21 protein-coding genes are annotated in these 19725 nt (G+C 59.6%); 9 read left to right on the top strand and 12 right to left on the bottom strand.

Annotation, left to right across the window (positions count from 1 at the left end):
- Positions 1 to 69: 69 nt before the first annotated feature.
- The 10 genes from pcaF to F6X24_RS12000 form a co-directional block, all read right to left on the bottom strand.
- Positions 70 to 1278, bottom strand: coding sequence for a 3-oxoadipyl-CoA thiolase (pcaF, locus tag F6X24_RS11955; RefSeq protein ID WP_151088222.1), 1209 nt, complete (start codon positions 1276 to 1278; stop codon positions 70 to 72).
- On the bottom strand, positions 1275 to 1721 hold the full coding sequence (locus tag F6X24_RS11960; protein ID WP_151088223.1) for a hotdog fold thioesterase: 447 nt from the start codon (positions 1719 to 1721) through the stop codon (positions 1275 to 1277). The genes pcaF and F6X24_RS11960 overlap by 4 nt, the downstream gene beginning before the upstream one ends.
- Entirely contained in the window at positions 1696 to 2877 is a 1182-nt protein-coding gene (locus tag F6X24_RS11965) for a 3-hydroxyacyl-CoA dehydrogenase NAD-binding domain-containing protein (RefSeq protein ID WP_151088224.1), read from the bottom strand. Before F6X24_RS11965 ends, F6X24_RS11960 begins: the two co-directional genes overlap by 26 nt.
- Positions 2878 to 2978: 101 nt before the next feature.
- Entirely contained in the window at positions 2979 to 3761 is a 783-nt protein-coding gene (locus F6X24_RS11970; RefSeq protein WP_151088225.1) for an enoyl-CoA hydratase-related protein, read from the bottom strand.
- An 8-nt stretch (positions 3762 to 3769) separates the two neighbouring features.
- The gene (paaD, locus tag F6X24_RS11975; protein WP_151088226.1) at positions 3770 to 4285 is read right to left on the bottom strand and encodes a 1,2-phenylacetyl-CoA epoxidase subunit PaaD; all 516 of its coding nucleotides are present in this window, start codon (positions 4283 to 4285) and stop codon (positions 3770 to 3772) included.
- Positions 4279 to 5079 (bottom strand): 1,2-phenylacetyl-CoA epoxidase subunit PaaC, encoded by an 801-nt coding sequence (paaC, locus tag F6X24_RS11980; RefSeq protein WP_151088227.1) that lies wholly within the window; start codon positions 5077 to 5079, stop codon positions 4279 to 4281. The genes paaD and paaC overlap by 7 nt, the downstream gene beginning before the upstream one ends.
- Positions 5080 to 5090: 11 nt before the next feature.
- On the bottom strand, positions 5091 to 5378 hold the full coding sequence (paaB, locus tag F6X24_RS11985) for a 1,2-phenylacetyl-CoA epoxidase subunit PaaB (protein ID WP_133655299.1): 288 nt from the start codon (positions 5376 to 5378) through the stop codon (positions 5091 to 5093).
- Between the two features lie 55 nt (positions 5379 to 5433).
- Positions 5434 to 6384: a 1,2-phenylacetyl-CoA epoxidase subunit PaaA gene (paaA, locus tag F6X24_RS11990; protein ID WP_151088228.1), complete on the bottom strand. Its 951-nt coding sequence runs from the start codon at positions 6382 to 6384 to the stop codon at positions 5434 to 5436.
- Between the two features lie 185 nt (positions 6385 to 6569).
- A complete protein-coding gene (paaE, locus tag F6X24_RS11995) occupies positions 6570 to 7643 on the bottom strand; it encodes a 1,2-phenylacetyl-CoA epoxidase subunit PaaE (protein WP_151088229.1) in 1074 nt (357 codons plus the stop codon).
- A 141-nt stretch (positions 7644 to 7784) separates the two neighbouring features.
- On the bottom strand, positions 7785 to 9134 hold the full coding sequence (locus F6X24_RS12000) for a phenylacetate--CoA ligase family protein (protein ID WP_151088230.1): 1350 nt from the start codon (positions 9132 to 9134) through the stop codon (positions 7785 to 7787).
- Positions 9135 to 9335: 201 nt separating this feature from the next.
- Between F6X24_RS12000 and F6X24_RS19155 the strand changes: the two genes are divergently transcribed.
- Positions 9336 to 9944, top strand: coding sequence for a hypothetical protein (locus F6X24_RS19155; RefSeq protein ID WP_229725534.1), 609 nt, complete (start codon positions 9336 to 9338; stop codon positions 9942 to 9944).
- On the top strand, positions 9845 to 10108 hold the full coding sequence (locus F6X24_RS12005; protein WP_229725069.1) for an NIPSNAP family protein: 264 nt from the start codon (positions 9845 to 9847) through the stop codon (positions 10106 to 10108). Before F6X24_RS19155 ends, F6X24_RS12005 begins: the two co-directional genes overlap by 100 nt.
- Here F6X24_RS12005 and F6X24_RS12010 read toward each other — a convergent pair.
- Entirely contained in the window at positions 10103 to 10708 is a 606-nt protein-coding gene (locus F6X24_RS12010; RefSeq protein WP_151088232.1) for a TMEM175 family protein, read from the bottom strand. The genes F6X24_RS12005 and F6X24_RS12010 overlap by 6 nt on opposite strands.
- Before the next feature lie 164 nt (positions 10709 to 10872).
- Here F6X24_RS12010 and F6X24_RS12015 point away from each other — a divergent pair, with 164 nt between their 5' ends.
- From F6X24_RS12015 to arsB, 7 genes are all read left to right on the top strand, one after another.
- Complete coding sequence (locus F6X24_RS12015) at positions 10873 to 11754, top strand: hypothetical protein (RefSeq protein ID WP_151088233.1); 882 nt, start codon at positions 10873 to 10875, stop codon at positions 11752 to 11754.
- 467 nt (positions 11755 to 12221) lie between these two features.
- On the top strand, positions 12222 to 12911 hold the full coding sequence (locus tag F6X24_RS12020) for a KilA-N domain-containing protein (RefSeq protein ID WP_151088234.1): 690 nt from the start codon (positions 12222 to 12224) through the stop codon (positions 12909 to 12911).
- A gap of 228 nt (positions 12912 to 13139) precedes the next feature.
- The gene (locus F6X24_RS12025) at positions 13140 to 14054 is read left to right on the top strand and encodes an IS1595 family transposase (protein WP_151088235.1); all 915 of its coding nucleotides are present in this window, start codon (positions 13140 to 13142) and stop codon (positions 14052 to 14054) included.
- A gap of 1079 nt (positions 14055 to 15133) precedes the next feature.
- On the top strand, positions 15134 to 15484 hold the full coding sequence (locus F6X24_RS12030; protein ID WP_151088236.1) for an ArsR/SmtB family transcription factor: 351 nt from the start codon (positions 15134 to 15136) through the stop codon (positions 15482 to 15484).
- A gap of 31 nt (positions 15485 to 15515) precedes the next feature.
- Positions 15516 to 16058 (top strand): ArsI/CadI family heavy metal resistance metalloenzyme, encoded by a 543-nt coding sequence (locus F6X24_RS12035; protein WP_191906306.1) that lies wholly within the window; start codon positions 15516 to 15518, stop codon positions 16056 to 16058.
- Between the two features lie 23 nt (positions 16059 to 16081).
- Positions 16082 to 16576 (top strand): GNAT family N-acetyltransferase, encoded by a 495-nt coding sequence (locus F6X24_RS12040; protein WP_151088238.1) that lies wholly within the window; start codon positions 16082 to 16084, stop codon positions 16574 to 16576.
- 15 nt (positions 16577 to 16591) lie between these two features.
- Positions 16592 to 17674 (top strand): ACR3 family arsenite efflux transporter, encoded by a 1083-nt coding sequence (gene arsB, locus F6X24_RS12045; protein ID WP_151088239.1) that lies wholly within the window; start codon positions 16592 to 16594, stop codon positions 17672 to 17674.
- Positions 17675 to 17836: 162 nt separating this feature from the next.
- On the opposite strand, the gene F6X24_RS12050 is transcribed toward arsB, so the two are convergent.
- Entirely contained in the window at positions 17837 to 19516 is a 1680-nt protein-coding gene (locus F6X24_RS12050) for a catalase (protein ID WP_151089598.1), read from the bottom strand.
- Between the last annotated feature and the right edge of the window lie 209 nt (positions 19517 to 19725).

The raw sequence follows: 19725 nt of genomic DNA on the forward strand, positions 1-19725 counted from the left end.
CTGCGAGTCCGCGCGGGGGTAGGAGTAGAGAAATCAGTCAATCAAACGCGCGGACTCGCAGCGTCCACGCTACACGCGCTCGATAATCACGGCGTAGCCCTGGCCTACGCCAATGCACATCGTGACCAGCGCGTAGCGCTTCTGCTGCGCGTGCAATTCCAGCGCGGCCGTGTTGAGCAGGCGGGCGCCGCTCATGCCGAGCGGGTGGCCCAGCGCAATGGCCCCGCCGTTGGGGTTGAGGCGCGGGTCGTCGTCGGCCAGGCCAAAGGCGCGGATGCAGGCCAGCGACTGTGCGGCAAAGGCCTCATTGAGCTCAATAATAGCGATGTCGTTCAGCGTGAGGCCGGCCTTTTTCAACGCCTGCTGGCTGGCCGGCACCGGTCCGATGCCCATGATGCGGGGCTCGACGCCGGCCACGCCCATGCTCACGATGCGGGCTTTGGGCGTGAGGCTGTGCTGCTTGATGCCTTCCTCCGAAGCCAGCAGCAGGGCGGCGGCGCCGTCGTTGAGGCCCGAGGCGTTGCCGGCCGTCACGGTGCCGCCGGTTTTGCGGAAGGCGGGGCGCAGCTTGGCTAGCCCTTCCAAAGAGGTGTCGGGCTTCAGAAATTCGTCCTCAGCAAACAGCAGCGGCTCGCCTTTGCGCTGCGGAATGGCCACGGGCGCAATCTCGGCGGCAAAACGGCCGCGCTGCTGGGCAGCGGCGGCTTTCTGCTGCGAGGCCAGCGCAAACTTATCCTGGTCCGCGCGGCTGATGTGGTACTGGTCTACCAGATTCTCAGCGGTTTCGCCCATCGCGTCGGTGCCGTACTGCGCCTGCAGGGCAGGGTTGATGAAGCGCCAGCCGAAGCTGGAATCGGCCAGCTGCGAGTCGGTGCCGAACGCCCGGGAGGGCTTCGACATGACAAAGGGGGCGCGGGTCATGTTCTCGACGCCGCCGGCCACGAACAGGTCGCCGTCGCCGCTACGAATGGCGCGGGCCGCCGCGATGCCGGCCGACAGGCCACTGGCGCACAGGCGGTTCAGGGTTTCGCCGGGCACCGAGTAGGGCAGGCCGGCCAGCAGCGCTGCCATGCGGGCCACGTTGCGGTTGTCTTCGCCGGCCTGGTTGGCGCAGCCCAGGATAACGTCGGCTACGGCGGCCGGGTCGGTGTTGGGGTGGCGCCTGAGCAGCTCGCGGATGGTGTGGGCGGCCAGGTCGTCGGGGCGCACGGCGGCCAGGGTGCCGCCAAAGTTGCCGATGGGCGTGCGCACGCCGTCGATGATATAGGCTTCGTTCATGAGGTTTTAGGCAGGATTTCGTGACTGGTGCGGTAGGCCGTGCCCTTGAAAAGCAGCAGCTCCGCGCCCAGCTGGTTGGTTACGCGCACCTGGTACACGCCGATTTTATGCTTGAGACTTACCTCCCGGGCTTCCACCGTGAGCACGTCGCCCACCCGGCCGGCTTCGAGGTAATCGGCGGTTACGCTGAGCCCCACGCTCTGGCGGCCGTGGCTGTTGCAGGCAAAGGCAAACGCCGTATCGGCCGCCGAAAACGTGACGCCGCCGTGCAGGGCCCCGAAGCCGTTGAGCATATCGGGCCGCACCGCAAAATGCAGGCGGCAGTAGCCGGGGCCGACCTCGTCCACGCGCAGGCCCAGCAGCTGGCTGAAGGCGTCCTGGCCGAGCATGAGGGCTTTCACGGCCTCGGCGGTTGAGCTAGCGGATGGCGGGAACGGGCTCATGCGTCAGAAAATACCGGTTTTCGCGGGCCAAGCGCCGCAGCAGCACGCTGGCGCGGTAGCGGTCGTCGTGGTAGTCGTGGTAGAGGTCGTCGAGCGTAGCCAGTACCTGGGCCGGCCCCAGCTCGTCGGCCCAGGCCAGCAGGCCTTTGGGGTAGTTCACGCCGGTGGTCATGGCCAGCTCCAGGTCGGGGGCCGACGCCACGCGCAGGTACAGCGCCTCGGCGGCCTCGTTGATGAGCATGGCCAGTACCCGGTACAGAATGCGCTGGCCCAGCGCCGCATCGCGGTTCGGCGTGGGCTGCGCGGCGCCGGGCGCATAGTCGTAGAAGCCGCGCCCGGCTTTGCGGCCGTAGTAGCCGGCCTCAAACAAGCGCTTCTGGGTGAAGGAGGGGCGGTAGCGCGGGTCGTAGAAAAAGGCGGTGAACACCGACTCCGTGACCCGATAATTGACGTCGTGGCCGATAAAGTCCATCAGCGCAAATGGCCCCATGCGGAAGCCGCCCAGCTCGGTCAGGGCCCAGTCGATAGTGGCGATGTCGGCGATGCCTTCTTCCAGAATCCGAATGGCCTCGCCGTAGAAAGGCCGCGCCACGCGGTTCACGATAAAGCCGGGCGTGTCTTGGGTCAGCACCGGGCGCTTACCCCAGCTGGCCACCAGCGCCTTGATGTCGTCGGTCAGTCCGGGGCGGGTTTGCACCGCCGGAATCACCTCCACCAACTGCATGAGCGGGGCCGGGTTGAAAAAATGAATGCCTACGAAGCGCTCCGGCCGCCGACAGGCCGCCGCAATCGACGTAACCGAGAGCGACGATGTATTCGTAGCCAGAATACATTCAGAATTTACTATATTTTCAAGCTGCCGGAAAACCTGCTGCTTCACCGCCAGGTCTTCCACAATGGCTTCCAGGACCAGCTCGCAGTCGGCAAAATCGGCCATGCTGGCCGTGGGATGCAGGCGGGCAATGGCCGCCCCGGCCGCTTCGGTGGTCAGCTTGCCTTTTTCGGCCAGCTTGCGCAGGCTGGCGGCGATGCCAGCCGTAGCCTTTTCGAGGGCCGCGGCGTTCTGGTCGAGCAGGCGCACCGCGTGGCCGGCCGTAGCCACCACCTGGGCAATGCCCGCGCCCATCGCGCCGCTGCCAATAATTCCGATGGTCATTCTGATAATGTGGGAGATGCGAAGAGGTGAGAAATGAGAAAATGCAGATTGCAGATGATTTTTTACATCTTCCACATGCTCACATCTTCCACATTTAAAATCTACTGGCCGGTAAAAGTGGGCTGACGCTTGGCCAGAAAGGCGGCTACGCCCTCGCGGTAGTCGGCGGTGTGGCCGGCGCGCAGCTGGTAGTCGCCTTCGGCGCGCAGCTGCTGGGCCACGTCGTTGGCAAACGAGTAGTTGAGCAGTTGCTTAGTGTAGGCCAGGCCTTTGGTGGGCAGGCTGGCCATTTTCCGGGCTAGCGCGGCTACTTCCTGGTCAAAATTCTCATCCGCAAACGCCTTATAAATCATGCCCATCTGCACGGCCTCGGTGGCGCTTACCTTGTCGCCGGTCAGCATGAGGGCGCTGGCGCGCTGCATACCCACGAGGCGCGGCAGGAAGTAGGTGCCACCGCTGTCGGGCACCAGGCCTATCTTGCTGAAAGCCTGGATAAAGGCTGCCGATTCTTTGGCCACCACAATGTCGCAGGCCAGGGCAATGTTGGCGCCCGCCCCGGCCGCCACGCCATTCACCGCCGCAATGACCGGCTTTTCCAACTCCCGAATCAACAGAATAATAGGGTTGTAGTGCTGCTCCACGATTTCCGACACATCGGGCGCGTTCGGCCCGGTTATCTCCGCCAGGTCCTGCCCGGCGCAGAAAGCGCGCCCGGTGCCCGTGAGCACTACGGCCCGTACGCTGGCATCGGCCTGGCATGCGCGCAGCCGCTGCTGCAAGGCCAGCGCCAGCGGCTTGTTGATGCTGTTGAAGACGTCGGGGCGATTGAGCGTGAGCGTGGCCACGCCGTCGGCAAAAGAGTAGAGCAGGGCGGTGTCGGACATGGAAAGAGCTAAGCGTGGCATTTAAAGTAATCGAACGGCTCGCGGCAATCGTCGCACTGATACAGGGCCTTGCAGGCCGTTGAGCCAAACTGGCTGACCAGGTGCGTGTGGGCCGACTTGCAGAGCGGGCAGCGTACGGCGGTATCCTGGCCAAATAAGTTGAGGACGTGGCCGCTGGCCGTGCCATCAATAGGTGGCGCAATGCCGTAGGCTTCAAGCTTGGAGCGGCCCGCCTGGCTCATCCAGTCGGTGGTCCAGGCCGGGCTTATCTGGTTGTGGATAGTTACCTGCCGGTAGCCCTCGGCCAGCAGCCGCAGCCGGATGTCGGTGGCGATGGCGCTCATAGCCGGGCAGCCCGAATAAGTCGGGGTGATGGTAACGGTAATATGCTCGCCGTCTACCGCCACGGCCCGTACGATGCCCAGGTCCAGGATGCTGAGCACCGGCACTTCGGGGTCGCTCACCTCTTCCAGCAGCTGCCAGATTCGGGCTTCGGTAGGCGCTGGGGGGGAGGTAGTTACCACGTCAGGCCGGGGTAGGTGCGTTGCAGGTATTGCAGCTCGGCCAGCAGGTAGCCCAGGTGCTCGGAGTGGCGGCCGCTCTTGCCGCCCTGCTGCGCGAAGGGCGCGGCGGGCAGGGGCACGGTGGCCTCGGCCAGCACATGCGCCGCGTGCGCCTGCATGGCGGGCAGCAGGGCGGCGTAGTCGGGCAGCAGCCCCAGTTCCTGTAAGTTCGTTTCGAGCGCGGTGGGCGTGGTCAGCTCGCCGGCGAAGCGCCAGAGCGTGGCAATAGCTTTATCGAGGCGCTGCCGGCTCTCAGGCGTGCCGTCGCCGAGGCGAATCAGCCATTCGGAGCTCCACTTGAGGTGGTAGGAGGCTTCCTTGACCGACTTCTCGGCGATGGCGGCCAGCCGGGCATCCGGGCCGCTTTGTAGCTCTTTAAGTAAGTGATAGTGAAAATTATCGAACAAGAACTGCCGCACGATGGTGTGGGCAAAGTCGCCGTTGGGCTGCTCTACCAGCAGCGGGTTGCGGTACTCCACGGCCGAGCGCAGGTAGGCCAAGTCATCCTCGGTGCGGCCCCGGCCTTCGAGCTCGGCGGCGTACTGGTAGTAGCTGCGGGCCTCCCCGAGCAAATCGAGGGCAATGTTGGCCAGCGCCAAATCCTGCTCCAGCACGGGGCCGTGCCCACACCACTCCGAAAGGCGGTGCGCCAGGATAAGGCTGGTATCGGCCAGCTGCAACACGAACGGAAACAGCGGGTTGGCGGCAGGAGCCGCCGCCGGAGCGGTGGAGATTTCAGACTGAGTAGCTGCCATAACCCGCGGGCTTACATGTGTTTAATGGAATCCGGCACGTCGTAGAACGTGGGGTGCCGGTACACTTTATCGGCCGCCGGGTCGAAAAACTCGGCCGCCTCATCGGGGTTGGAAGCGTGGATGTGCTTCGACTCCACTACCCAGATGCTTACGCCTTCGAGGCGACGCGTGTACACGTCGCGGGCGTTCTGCACGGCCATTGCCGCGTCGGCGGCGTGCAGGCTACCCACGTGCTTGTGGTCGAGCCCCTGCTTGCTGCGGATAAAGACCTCCCACAGAGGCCATTCGGAGTTGTTCATTTTCTGAAAAATCGTTGGGTTGCTTCGCTGCGCGCTGCACGATGTTCGTTGCCTCTTACGCCGCCACCGTTTCCCGCGCCTTGCGCTTTTCGGCATGGGCCAGGGCTGCCTCGCGTACCCAGGCGCCTTCCTCGTGGGCCTGCACGCGGGCTTGCAGGCGCTCGTGGTTGCAGAGGCCGTTGCCTTTTACCACGGCCCAGAACTCTTCCCAGTTTATCTCACCGAAGTCGTAGGCTTGGCGCTCCTCGTTCCACTTTACCTTTTCGTCGGGCACGGTCAGGCCCAGAAACTCGGCCTGGGGCACCATCATGTCCACGAATTTCTGGCGTAGCTCGTCGTTGGTAAAGCGCTTGATGCGCCACTTCATGCTCTGCTCGGTGTTGGGCGACTCGCTGTCCTTGGGCCCGAACATCATCAGCGTGGGCCACCACCAGCGGTTGAGGGCCTCCTGGGCCATCTCCTTCTGGGCCGGCGCACCCTCGCACAGCGTCTGCATAATCTCAAAGCCCTGGCGCTGGTGGAAGCTCTCTTCCTTGCACACCCGCACCATAGCCCGCGCGTACGGGCCGTAGCTGGTGCGGCACAGCGGCACCTGGTTCAGGATGGCCGCCCCGTCCACGAGCCAGCCCACGCAGCCCATGTCGGCCCAGCTCAGCGTAGGGTAGTTGAAGATGCTGCTGTACTTGGCCTTGCCCGAATGTAAGTCATTGAGCATCTGCTCGCGCGAGGTGCCCAGTGTTTCGGCGGCGCTGTAGAGGTAGAGGCCGTGGCCGGCCTCGTCCTGCACCTTGGCCAGCAAAATGGACTTGCGCTTGAGCGAAGGGGCCCGGGTTATCCAGTTGCCTTCGGGCAGCATACCCACCAGCTCGGAGTGCGCGTGCTGCGAAATCTGCCGGATGAGGGTCTTGCGATACGCCTCAGGCATCCAGTCTTTGGGCTCGATGCGGATGTCGGCATCGATGCGGGCCTGAAATTGTTCTTCGGGGGTGGGAGCGAGCGTTTCCATGAGCGGATAACAAAAACTAACGAGTGTTAGTTTAGCGTAAGACAAAAGTAAGAATAACTTCTTGCTAATCGCCTGTCATGCCGACAAAGGAAGCAACTTATCGGGTTTGCCTGGGAGGTAGTTCTGCCCTGACAAGATGCTTCCTTCGTCAGCATGACAACGATTTTTGTTGCGCGATTTTAATTTTACTGGTCAAAATCTACCGTTACCTCCGGCGTAGTAGGCCGGGCCTGGCAGGTCAGGACGTAGCCTTTGGCTATTTCATCGGCTGAGAGCGAATAGTTTACGTCCATGGCGGTGGTGCCGCTCGTCACGCGGGCCAGGCAGGTGCTGCACATCCCGTTTTTGCACGAGTAGGGCGCATTGATACCAGCGGCCAGCGCCGCGTCGAGCACGGTATCGCCGTAATACGACATGTCGAGGCGGTAAGCGCGGCCGTCGAGGCGCAGCGTAACCTGGCTTTTCTGGTCGTCTTCGCCCGCGGCGCGGCGCGGGGCGGCTTTCACCGTGGCACTGCCCGCCGAGGCAAATAGCTCAAAGTGAATATTCCCCGACGCGACGCCGGCCTCCGTCAGCGCCTGCTGCACGCCGTGAATCATCTCTTCGGGACCGCAGATAAACGCCTCGTCGAGCTGACTGGCCGGAATGAGCTGGCGCAGCAGCTGGGCCGTCTTGGCGTAGTCTACCCGCCCAAACAACAGGTCGCTCTCGCCCTGCTCGCGGCTCAGGATGTGAAACACGCTCAGCCGGCCCAGAAACTTATTCTTCAGTCCCTCAATCTGTTCCTTGAAAATAATGGAGTTGCGCCCCCGGTTGCCGTACACCAGGTACACGTGGCTGCCCGGCTCGGTCAGCAGCACCGTGCGGGCGATGCTGAGCAGGGGCGTGATGCCGCTGCCGGCCGCAAACAGCGCGTAGCGCTTGGTGTGGCCGGGGTGCAGGGCCGGGGTGAAGCGGCCCTGCGGCGGCAGCACGTCGAGGGTATCGCCGGGGTGCAGGCCCTCTACGGCCAGGGTAGAGAAGCGGCCCTCAGGCACCTTCTTGATAGCCACCCGCCATTCATCATCCAGCGGACTGCTGCAAATGGAGTAGCTGCGCCGTAAGTCTTCGCCCTGGTGCTCGCGGCGCAGGGTCAGGTACTGGCCGGGCAGGTAGCGAAACGTTTCGCGCAGCTCGGCCGGCACCTCGAAGGCCAGCGACACGCAGTCGGGGGTTTCGCGGGTGATGCTCTTGATTTTTAAGGTATGGAAGCGGCTCATCTACAAATACTTAATCTGGTAATACTCGTTGGCCATGCAGACCGCAGCCAAGCATCTCGCGTGCTGATGTTTGAGTTACTAACCCAATAATGCGAACGAGCTGCTTCGCTGCGCGCTGCATGACCAACGTTTTCTGATTGTTTACTTCAGCTCGCGCAAGTCCTTCACCCGGCTTAGCTTGCCGCCCTCGCTGCGCGGCAATTGCCCGCAGCCCAGTAAGTTCACGCGCATGCTGAGGCCGATATTGTCCTTTATTTTCTTGGCAAACAGGCCTTGCAGCTGGCGCAGGCTGTCGTGCTGCTGCACGTGCTCGGCGGTGAGAGGGGCGGTGGCCAGCCCCAGCTCGCGCAGCAGGGGCTCGGCTACTTCCACGCTTACTTCCACTTCGTCGAGGCTGCCGCGCCGGGTGGCCACTACCTGGTAGTAGGGGCTGACGTGGGCCAGCTGGCTGATGATGTCCTCGACCTGCGTGGGGAAGAAATTTACCCCCCGAATGATGAGCATATCGTCGGCGCGGCCCCGAATCGGACCCATTTTTACGTGGGTGCGCTTCACCGAGTGGTCGTAGTAGATGTTGGTGATGTCGCCCGTCCAGTAGCGCAGAATGGGCATGGCCTTTTTGGTTAGCGTGCTGAAAACCAGTACGCCCAGCTCACCCTCCGCCACCGGCTCACCGGAGTCTTTATCGACCACCTCGGGGTAAAAATGGTCTTCCCAGATGTAGCTGCCGGTGCCGCGCTCGTCCACATCTTCCTGCGAGATACCGGGGCCGAGTATCTCGCTCAGGCCATAGATATTGGTGGCCGCTACGTGCAGCCCGGCCTGCACCTGCTGGCGGATGGCCTCGGTCCAGGGCTCGGCGCCGAGCACGGCCAGCTTCAGGTTGATGGCTTCCGGGGCAATGCCGCGCCGTTGCAGCTCCTCGGCTAGCACCTGGGCGTAGGAGGGCGTGGCGCAGATGATTTCGGGCCGGAAATCCTGCAAAAGCTGCAGCTGCCGGTCGGTGCTGCCGCCCGATACCGGAATCACGGTCAGCCCCAGCTTCTCGGCGCCGTAGTGAATGCCCAGGCCGCCCGTAAACAGGCCGTAGCCGTAGGCATTCTGCAGCTTCATGCCCGGCCGGCAGCCGGCTGCCGCCAGTGAGCGGGCCACTACCTCGGCGAAAATACCCAAGTCGCCGGCCGTGTAGCCGACCACCGTGGCCTTACCCGTGGTACCGCTGGAGCAATGTAGCCGCGCCACCTCCGCTTCGGGCACCGCAAACAGGCCGAAGGGGTAGTTATCCCGAAAATCCGTTTTCTTAGTGAAGCCCAGCCGGGGTAAGTCTGCCAGCCCCCGGAACGTGGCCGGATTAATACCCGCCTCGGCAAACTTGCGCTGGTAAAATGGTACGCGAGCCTGTAAGTAGGCTACCTGCTCCCGGAGGCGGGCGTTTTGCAACGCCCGCAGCTGCGGCAGCGGAAGCCGCTCAATTTCGGGTTGGAAGAGCATGGGGTGGGAGACTAGGATAAGCGTGGAAGCCCACGGCTAACGCAAAACTAACAAACGTTTGTTAAAAACTGATAAGTTTTTTTCGGCCCTTGTCGCAGGTGCAGGCGGCCGGTGCCGCGAGGGCTTAGGCAAATTGGTCGGGCCACTCGTATACTGCGGCCCGTTGCCGGGGAGCGCCTATGCCCCGGCCGTTGCGCACCCATGAAAAAGCTGATTTGCCTGCTACTGACCATTACCGTGCTGGGCGCGGCATATGCCGGGACCCGCGCCGCCCGACCGGCGTACTTCGCGCTGAAAATCTATCACCTGAAAACCAGCCGGCAGGAGGCCCTGGTCGATAGCTTTTTGCAGCGGCAGTACCTGCCGGCGCTGCACGCGGCCGGAGTAGCGACCGTTGGGGTGTTCAAGCCCATCGGCAATGATACGGCCGCCGACCGCAGAATTTACGTGCTCACGCCGTTTACCTCGCTGCCGCAATGGGAAAAAGTAGAAAGGGAAACGACGTCCCGGCTGCTGGCAGCCGGTGGCAGCTACGAAAATGCCCCTTACAGCAGCCCCGCCTATGGCCGGCAGCAAACCATCTTCGTAAAGGCTTTCGACGAGATGCCCGCTCTTACTGCCCCTAAACTCGACGCGCCCCCAGCGAGCGGGTATATGAGCTACGCAGCTACGAAGGTCCCGGCGAGAGGCTGTTTCGCACCAAAGTACAGATGTTTAACGCGGGCGGCGAAATCAGGCTGTTCAACCGCCTGGGCTTCAATGGTGTCTTCTACGGCGAGGTTGTTTTTGGCTCAAATATGCCGAACCTGATGTATATGACTTCTTTCAAGAGTATGCCCGACCGTGAGGCGCACTGGAAAGCCTTCAGCAGCGACCCCGAATGGCTGAAGCTAAAGGCCCTGCCGCAGTATCAGCACAACGTGTCGCATACCGACATCACATTTCTGCGTCCGACAGCCTATTCAGGCTTATAGCTGGTTTTGTACTTCGTGCTCCGGGTGGGCTTGCAGCACCCGCTCGATGCGCGGGTCGGGCACCAGCCACATCAGGGCCACGGCCACGTAGGTGGCCCCGGCCAGCCAAGGCAGCACAAAGCTGCTGCCAATGCCGACGCCGTAGAGCACCAGCGAGAGCTTCCCCTTCCAGTCGTGCCCCAGCGCGTGGGCCAGCGGCGAGGCGGGGCCGTTGACGGCAATCAGGCAGTTTTGCAGGATAAAGTAGGCGATGCCCGAGCCCAGCAGCACTACGCCGTACGCGGCCAGCGTGGCCGGGGCGAAGTGATTTTCCCCCATCCAGCCGGTGGCAAACGGCGTGAGCGAGAGCCAGAACAGCAAATGCAGATTGGCCCACAGCACGCCGCCGCTAACCTGCCGGGCGCTGCTAAGCAGGTGGTGGTGGCTGTTCCAGTAAATGCCCACGTAAAGAAAGCTCAGCACGTAGCTCAGGCAAATAGGCAGCAGTGGCTTCAGAGCCGTGAAATCATCGCCGTGCGGTACCTTAATCTCCAGCACCATGATAGTGAGGATGATAGCGAGTACACCATCGCTGAATGCCTCCAGGCGACCTTTTTGCATAAGAGATAATTTTAGGCGTAAGGTACTAAGAGGGAGTAATCTGGCGCAGATTCCTAATCCGGGTTTTAGCTTAGCTTATCTTCGTTTTTATTTCTCTGTATCAATTGATAGTGGCCGCCTCAGATTTTCGGCGCTATCAAAGCAATAATTCAAGTTCTTACGCCATGCGCCTTCTATACTTGGTATTCGGCAATACTATACAGAACCATTTCCAGGCTAATTTTTCTATCTTATCATTTTTAAGAAAAAACAGCCATTCTCTAACTGGCATTACGGTTATTACTGATGCCCCTGATTTGTATCAGCACCTGGCATCGGCTGTGACCGTGCAGGCAATACCGGCCGCTACCCTTCAGGAATGGCAAGGGAAATTCAAGTTCTTTTGGCGGGTTAAGATTAAGGCGTTGGAATATACGGCGCAGCAGCATCCGGGAGAGCATATTATCTATTTGGATTCTGATACTTTTCTGCACGGCTCCTTGAGCTACCTTAGCCAGGCATTGGCTAATGGGGTGGCGTTCATGCACGAAGTAGAAGGCGCCTTGAGTAGCCTTGCCAGTAAAACGGAGCGGCGCATGTGGCAGCAGGTTAAAGACCGGTCTTTTGGGGGAATTACCATCCATAAGCAGCTTTCTATGTGGAACGCTGGGGTGGTTGGCATTCCTGCCTCACAAAATATGGCCGCAATTAAGTTAGCGCTGAGCATCTGCGACGAGCTATGCGAACAGCAGGTTACCCCGCGGCTCATCGAGCAGTTTGCGTTATCCGTAGCGTTGCATGAGACTTACCCGCTTCATGAGGCAAGACCTTATATCGGACATTACTGGAGTACCAAAGCGGAGTGGAACAGCGTCATTAGCACCTTTTTTCTGGAATCACACCTTAGAAATCGTACGGTCGATGAAGAGGTAGCTGCTTTAAACAAGTTTGATTATCGGCAGCTGCCAATTAAAAAGAAAGTTCGCAGTACCCAGGCCAGGCTGAACAGCTTGGTCAGCAAAGCTTTTCCACCCAAGCAAATCGAATTTATCAGCCCTAAAGCTTAGGATTGTCAGGCACTTACCTGCAAGTGGAGGTAATTTTTGCAGTTGGTTGTTTGCGGCCGGCTGCTTGCACCGTAGCTGTGGTACCCTGCTTTACTGCCTGTGCGCCCCGGCTGTGAATTAGTAGCCCCGGCCGCCGGCCAGGCGCGGCCAGGGGCCATCCTCGCGCCCCGGGTCTGTAACCGATAGTGCCTGGGGATGAGCAACTCGCGGCGCGAAAAAAAGAAACCCATAGCTAGCGTTGCAGGATATAAAGCAAATAGTTTTCAGCACCCAGGTACATTATTCTAGGCAATAACATACATTAGTACACCGCCACCCAAAGGTACACGGCGACAGGAGCGGCTTCGGAAACGGGGCTGCTCTTTTTGTGAAAATAGCATTTTTTTGGCAGGGTGGATTTGGATTGTTGGGGGAGTCGTTTGTTCCTTGTAAAACGCGAGGGTACTTTGCTCGTCAACCACTAACTCATGCTAGAGCTAGTTACTAAGGACTATAATGGTGCGCCCATACAGTTCGAACTTATTGATAGCCATTTGATGGCTAATGCGACCGCCATGTGCGCCGCTTTCGGCAAAAAGCCCATTGAATGGCTTCGCCTACCTACTACCCAGCGCTACATTGCTGCACTGGAAGCAAAGTGGGATTTTCACACTTTGGTCGAAACACGTCAGGGAGGCACTAATCCAGGCACTTGGATTGATGAGCGCCTTATTCTTAGGCTCGCGCAGTGGCTAGACGTGACCTTTGAAATCCAGTGCGACGAGTGGATAGCCGAACTACTACGCACTGGCAAAGTTGAGTTGGCTCAACTCTCTCCCGAGGAACTGATAGTACAGCAGGCACAAGCATTGCTTGACCATAGCCGCCGCCTCAAAGGCGTTGAGGTTGGCCTATCGAGCCTGCAAGGACGAGTAGAGCAAGTAGAGGCCAAGCAGACAACCATTGACCAGAAGCACTATGCTGTTTCCGGCTATGCAAGCTTAGTAAAGGTCAAACTTCCTACTTCGACTGCCAAGACATATGGCAAGCTCGCAGCCCAGCTAAGCCGCACTTTGGGCTATCCGCTGGGCAAAGTGCCTGATGCCAAATTTGGCGAGGTTAATAGCTACCATGTGGATATTCTCAAGCAGGTATTCGCAACCCAAGCACGACGCTAACTTTTTGGGCAAAAAAAGCCCCGCCCTCGAAAGAGAGCGGGGCTATCCCCACTAGGCCATGCTAGGAGCCAAGGGCTAGTACCGGGAAGCATCAGTTACGCTTGAGCGGCACTAGGACAAATATACACCTTTCATTGCTGAGTGGACATATAACTGCGAAAAATTCGCAGGAAGGATAACATTTGCCCCTATTAAGCGTATCTTTACACAAGCAAACTGAGATATAAAATGCTGCCCTACTTCAAAACGCTGCTCGACTTGGTGAATACCTTTCCCGACGAGGCAGCTTGCCTGGCGCATCTAGAATCTATCCTGTGGCCCCAGGGCGCCGTATCTCCGTTTGATGCGACGAGCAAGGTGTACAAGTGTGCTGGGCACCGCTACAAGTGCAAGAACACGGGCAAGCACTTCAACGTGAAGGTGGGCACCGTATTTGAGGACACCAAGATTCCGCTTGTGAAGTGGTTTATGGCGTTGTACATCTTTTCCAGCCATAAAAAGGGCATCAGCTCGTACCAGTTGGCCCGCGACATTGGTGTAACCCAAAAGTCAGCGTGGTTCCTGCTACACCGCCTGCGCTATGCATTTGGGCACCCAGCCGCCCCACTCGTAGGTACGGTAGAGGTGGATGAAACCTATGTGGGCGGCAAAGAGAAGAACAAGCACGCGAGCAAGAAGACAGCCGGCAATCAGGGCCGCAGCATGAAAACCAAGGCGGCGGTGTTCGGCATGTTGGAGCGTGATGGCACCGTAGTGGCCCAAGTAGTGCCCGACGTGAGCGCAGAAACGCTGCTACCCATCATTGAAGAAGCCGTAGAGGCAGGTTCTACGATTGTGAGCGACGAGTACCAAGTGTACCGCAAGGTAGCCGAGGTGTACACGCATCAGTTTGTGCGCCACAGCGCGAAGGAGTACGTGAATGGTATGGCGCACACTAACGGCCTAGAAGGCTTTTGGAGCCACTTCAAGCGCATGATTGATGGTATTTACCACCACGTTAGCTTGGAGCACCTTCAAACGTACGTGAACGAGTTCTCACGCCGGTGGAACACGCGGAGGATGGAGACGAGCGAACGTTTCAACAAGATTTTAGGTAATATTGCAGGCCGCCTTACTTACCAGGCGCTCATTGCTCATGCCTAGCCATCCCCAACTTCCGAACACAGACGAGCAGGGCGGCATGTCCTTGGAAGAGCTGAACAAGGGCTTGCGGCACCTGCTTAAGACGCCGCCGCCCCCAGTGCAACGAAAGAGCAAGCCTAAGCCGAAACCACCGAAAGAGACGAAATAGAAACGGCCCCGAATTATCGGGGCCGTTTCTTATTGTGAGCTTTTCTGCCTACTGGCTGATTCACTAGAGTATATCCTAACTGTGTATAGCACTCTGCCTTGGTAATATAGGCGGGATATTTCTGAGCGCAGGTAAGAATCATACCACTTCTTAGCCAACGGGTCATAAGACAGTTTGGCTAATTCTCTGTCCCATTCTTGGGCGTTAGGATGATTTTCAGGGTATTCATACCCCCGCACGTACAGTTGGTTTTTGAAGAAGGAAAAGAACAGGAAGATGGGGCTACTGCCTGCATACTGAGCTGTTACTAATGTAAAGTCAGGGTCTTTGTAGGTGTCATCTACAACTGGCTTGCTCACTTCCCAGCCAGGCTCTGATTCAAGATTCATTCGGACTTGGTAGTCACTATACCCCCACCACCACCGATAGAGCTGGTCGTTAAAGATTTGGTCGGGAGTGTCAGGTACTGGTTTAGGATAGCCAGCCATCTGGGCTGTAGCTGACGCGCAGCACAGCCATAGCAGCACAAGGCTGCTCAATAATCGCTTCATACTTGGTCGGTTTCGCAGCGGTTTATAAACGAGTCGAGGCGTGAAGCCTCCTTCGCCGCTGCGAGGTCCGACCAAGAACCTACTATACGACAAACAGCCTCACGCCTCTTGGCATGAGTGCAGCTTGCTGGTTCGTATAGTTGAGGGAAAATTTGGTCGGTTTCGCAGCAACGAGCAGCAGCACTTGATAAGTGCGATATGAATCAGTGGTCTAAGCCATAGGCAGGTGGGTGGTAGGGCGGCAAATATACGGGGCGGCCCCAAACGAAGCAGGGCCACCGTCTCCGGCAGCCCTGTTGTATTTTCGCGGTGTACTAATGTACGTTATTGCCTTATTCTAATGTATGACGTATGTTTGCGTCATACATTACCTTGTAGCTATGACGTACGCCAAAACCGCTCCTTTCACCGACGAGCAGCAGCAGCTGGCGCGGCTGGCCAAGGCCTTGGCGCACCCGGCGCGGGTGGCCATCATTCAGCTGCTGGCCAGCAAGCAAACCTGCATCTCGGGCGATATCGCCGCTGAGCTGCCCCTCGCGCGCGCCACGGTGTCGCAGCACTTGCAGGAGCTGAAAGCGCTGGATTTGATTCGCGGCGAAATCGACGGGCTAACGGTTTGCTATTGCCTGAATACCAGCTTATTGCTGCAGGTGCAGCAGCAGTTCGCCGCCTTCTTTGCCGCTGCGGTTGCCAACCCGGCGTGCAGCCCCGGCGATGCCTGCGCCTGCTAAGTATTTCCCAGCCTTTTATATCTTCAATGCAATGGATAGCGTCACTTTTCCCCGGATGCACGTCTCGCTGTACGTGGCCGACCTGGCCGCTACGGTCAACTTCTACACTGCTTTTTTTGGGCAGCCGGCCGCCAAAATCCGGCGCGGCTACGCCAAATACGTGCTCGACAAGCCGGCGCTTATCATTTCATTTGTCGAAAACCCGGCACGCGTAGCCAGCAACTTCGGGCACCTGGGCTTTCAGGTCGAAACCGTAGCCGAGATGGCGCAGCGCCTGGCGCAGGCCCGTGCCATTGGCCTGGTCGCCCGCGAAGAAATAGGCACGGCCTGCTGCTACGCCAAGCAGGATAAATTTTGGGTCAACGACCCCGATGGCGTGGAGTGGGAGGTCTATTATTTCCACGAAGACGCGGAGTTCAACGACCCGCGCTACCAGCACGAGTACGACGAAGCGACCAATAGCCAGTGCTGCATTGCCCCCGCTGCGGCAGCCGTAGCGCTACAACCGGCTCCCATGGCTTTCCCGCTGGCTACGGCTGCTGCAGCGTGCACACCGGGCAGCAACTGCTGTTAAAAATAGTGTATTTTAAATATAAAATGACTATAAAGCCGCTGATTGCTGCGCACTGGCCGCGGGTGCGGGCCATTTACCTGCAAGGCATTGCTACTGGCCATGCCACCTTCCAAACCGAGGCGCCTGCCTGGGAGGAATGGGATAGCAGCCACCTGTCCCACAGTCGCTTGGTGGCCTTCGACGAAGCAACTGGCCAGGTGCTGGGCTGGGCCGCACTCACCCCCGTATCGGGCCGCTGCGCGTACGCCGGCGTGGCCGAGGTAAGCGTATACGTGGCCCCCGAGGCGCGTGGGCAGGGCGTAGGCCGGCAGTTGCTGGCGACCCTCGTGGCCCAGTCGGAAACCCAGGGCTTATGGATGCTGCAAGCCGGTATCTTCCCCGAAAATGAAGCCAGCGTGCGCCTCCACCAGGCGGCGGGCTTTCGGGTGGTGGGCCGCCGCGAGCGCATCGGCCGCCTGGCCGGCGTGTGGCGCGACATGCTGCTGCTGGAGCGTCGTAGCGAGCTGGTCGGGGTGTGATATATCCTTTATACTATGGAAGTTAATGCAATAGCCCGGCCGCCCGGTGGGGCCATAGCTGAGAAAAAGCTGTCGGGCCTCGACCGGGGCCTCACGCTCTGGATTTTTCTGGCGATGGCCCTGGGCGTGGCGCTGGGCTACGGCGTACCCGGCCTGAACCGGGCCGTCAAGTACTTTTCGGTGGGCACCGTTAATGTGCCGCTGGCGCTGGGCCTCATCCTGATGATGTACCCGCCGCTGGCCAAAGTCCAATATGAGCAGCTGCCGACGGTATTTCGCAACACGCGCCTCATTGGGCTGTCGCTGGTGCTCAACTGGGTGGTGGGGCCACTGCTGATGTTCGGGCTGGCCACCTGGCTGCTGCCCGACCGGCCCGACTACCGCATGGGCGTTATGCTCATCGGCATTGCCCGCTGCATTGCCATGGTGCTTGTGTGGAATGACCTGGCCGACGGCAGCCGCGAGTATGCGGCTGGGCTGGTGGCGCTCAACTCTATCTTTCAGGTGCTGTTTTACAGCGTGTTGGCCTGGCTGTTTATCACCGTGCTGCCTCCTTATTTTGGGCTTAAAGGCTACCCCGTCGCCATCGGCATCGGGGCAATTGCCCAAAGCGTACTGGTGTACCTGGGCGTGCCATTTGCGGCCGGTTTTCTCTCGCGGGTTATTCTGCGCCGCCTCAAAGGCAACGCCTGGTACGAGCAGGTATTCCTGCCGGCCATCAGCCCCATTACGCTCCTTGCTTTGTTGCTGACTATTGTCGTGATGTTCAGCCTGAAAGGCGAGCTTATCGTGCAGATGCCGCTCGATGTGCTGCGCGTGGCGCTGCCGCTGGCGCTCTACTTCGTCATCATGTTCGGCATCAGCTTCGCCGCCGGCAAATATTTGGGTGCGGGCTACGCCGAAAATGCTTCCATCGCCTTCACCGCCACCGGCAACAACTTCGAGCTGGCGTTGGCGGTAGCTATCGGCGTATTCGGGCTGAATTCGGGGCAGGCGTTCGCCGGCGTTATCGGCCCGCTGATTGAGGTGCCCGCGCTTATCGGACTGGTAAATGTGGCGTTTTGGCTGCGTCGGCGCTGGTATACAGATAATATATAATATTTAATATATATGATTCACATGCCTTTGTGGCGGAAGTTTTTGGTGGGGATAAGCCGGGCAAGAAGTTCCTGCAGCGGTACGCTGAGCGCAGCCTGGCCCCCAATAAAAACGCCACCCCGGCAACGGGGTGGCGTTTCTTGCTGACTGCTTTTTACAGAGTTAGTAGGGCTTGGCGTCGTGGGCCATTGCCTCGGCCTGCGCTACAGCCTGAGTAGCCTCGCGCTCGTTGTACTGGCTGCTGCCTTCGGCTTGCCTGTTGGCTTTGGCCGCTTTGATGCCTTCGGCCAGGCGGCGGCCCCAATCAGCGTCGCAGTTGGTGCACAGTTCTATCATCTTGTCCTGAATAACCGGCTCGGCATCGGCCAGCGCACCCACCATATTGTTGATGAGGTCATCGCGCTCCCAGTCTTCGTGCTTGCGGTAGCGGTCGCCAGCCTGCCCGAAGTTGTTGGTGCGGTCGATGGTCTGGCGCACGAGCTTGGCGCTATACGAAGGCGTGTGGTCGGGGCCCGGTGCGGGCGACTCCTTCAGGCCGTTGAGGCTGCTGGGCTCGTAGTTGACGTGCAGGTTCTGGCCGGGCGCGGCATCAACGTGGTACGTCATCTGGCCGTCGCGCTGGTTGGTGGCCACGTGCTTTTTGGGCGCGTTGATGGGCAGCTGCAGGTAGTTGGGGCCCACGCGGTAGCGCTGGGTATCGGAGTACGAGAAGGTGCGGCCCTGCAACATCTTATCATCTGAGAAATCAAGTCCGTCCACGAGCACGCCGGTGCCGAAAGCCACCTGCTCTACCTCGGCAAAGTAGTTTTCGGGGTTGCGGTTCAGCGTCATCATGCCCACGGGCAGGAAGGGGAACTTGTCTTCGGGCCAGATTTTGGTATCGTCGAGCGGGTCAAAGTCCAGCTCGGGGTGATCGTCGTCCGACATAATCTGCACACACAGTTCCCATTTTGGGAAATTGCCTTTCTTGATGTTGTCGAACAGGTCCTGGGTTGCATGATTGAAATTCTTGGCCTGAATAGCTTCGGCTTCGCTCGCGGTCAGGTTTTTGATGCCTTGCTGGGGCTCCCAGTGGTACTTCACCAGCACGGCTTCGCCCTGCGCGTTCACCCACTTGTAGGTGTTTACGCCCGAGCCCTGCATCTGGCGGTAGTTGGCCGGAATGCCCCAGGGCGAGAACAGAAACGCCACCATATGCATGGCTTCCGGGGTGTTCGAGATAAAATCGAAGATGCGCTGGCCGGTCTGGCGGTTAAACACCGGGTCGGGTTTCTGCGAGTGAATCAGGTCGGGGAACTTGATGGCGTCGCGGATGAAAAATACCTTCAGGTTGTTGCCCACGAGGTCCCAGTTGCCGTCTTCGGTGTAGAATTTCACGGCGAAGCCGCGCGGGTCGCGCAGCGTTTCGGGCGAGTGGCCTCCGTGGCCCACCGTCGAGAAGCGCACAAACACCGGCGTCTCTTTGCCCTTGGTATTGAAGAGCTTGGCGCGGGTGTACTTCGCAATGGGCTCGCCGCCCACGGTGCCGTAGGCTTCGAATACGCCGTGGGCGCCGGCGCCGCGGGCGTGCACCACCCGCTCGGGAATGCGCTCGCGGTCGAAGTGGCTGATTTTTTCGATGAACTGGTAGTTCTCCAGGGTAGCCGGGCCGCGGTTGCCCACAGTGCGCAGGTTCTGGTTGTTGGAAACGGGATGGCCCTGGCGGGTGGTCAGGGTCTGGGCGGTTTCGCCGCTGGCAGTGCGCTGGTCTTGCGACGAGCCCACGCCGTTGACGGCGGTGCCGGTCGCGTTGGCGGACGTATCGTGTCCGTTCTGGTCCGAAGAGTTTTCCTGGGTAGCCATTAGGGTAGGGTTGGTTAGGTAGACGAAAATCCAGGTAGAATACAGCTTAACTCGCAGGTGGGTTTGCGGGCGACTGCCACAAAATTTGGGCATCCTTGCTTTCCAAGCTGCTGGCGCGAGGCATCGTTCCGGGCCGGCTGCCTGGGCAGATGAACTGCCTGGCGTACGGGGCAGGTTGGTAACGAAGCAGCCGACTTTTATCAGTAGAA

This window comes from Hymenobacter baengnokdamensis (genome assembly GCF_008728635.1).
GTDB lineage: Bacteria > Bacteroidota > Bacteroidia > Cytophagales > Hymenobacteraceae > Hymenobacter > Hymenobacter baengnokdamensis.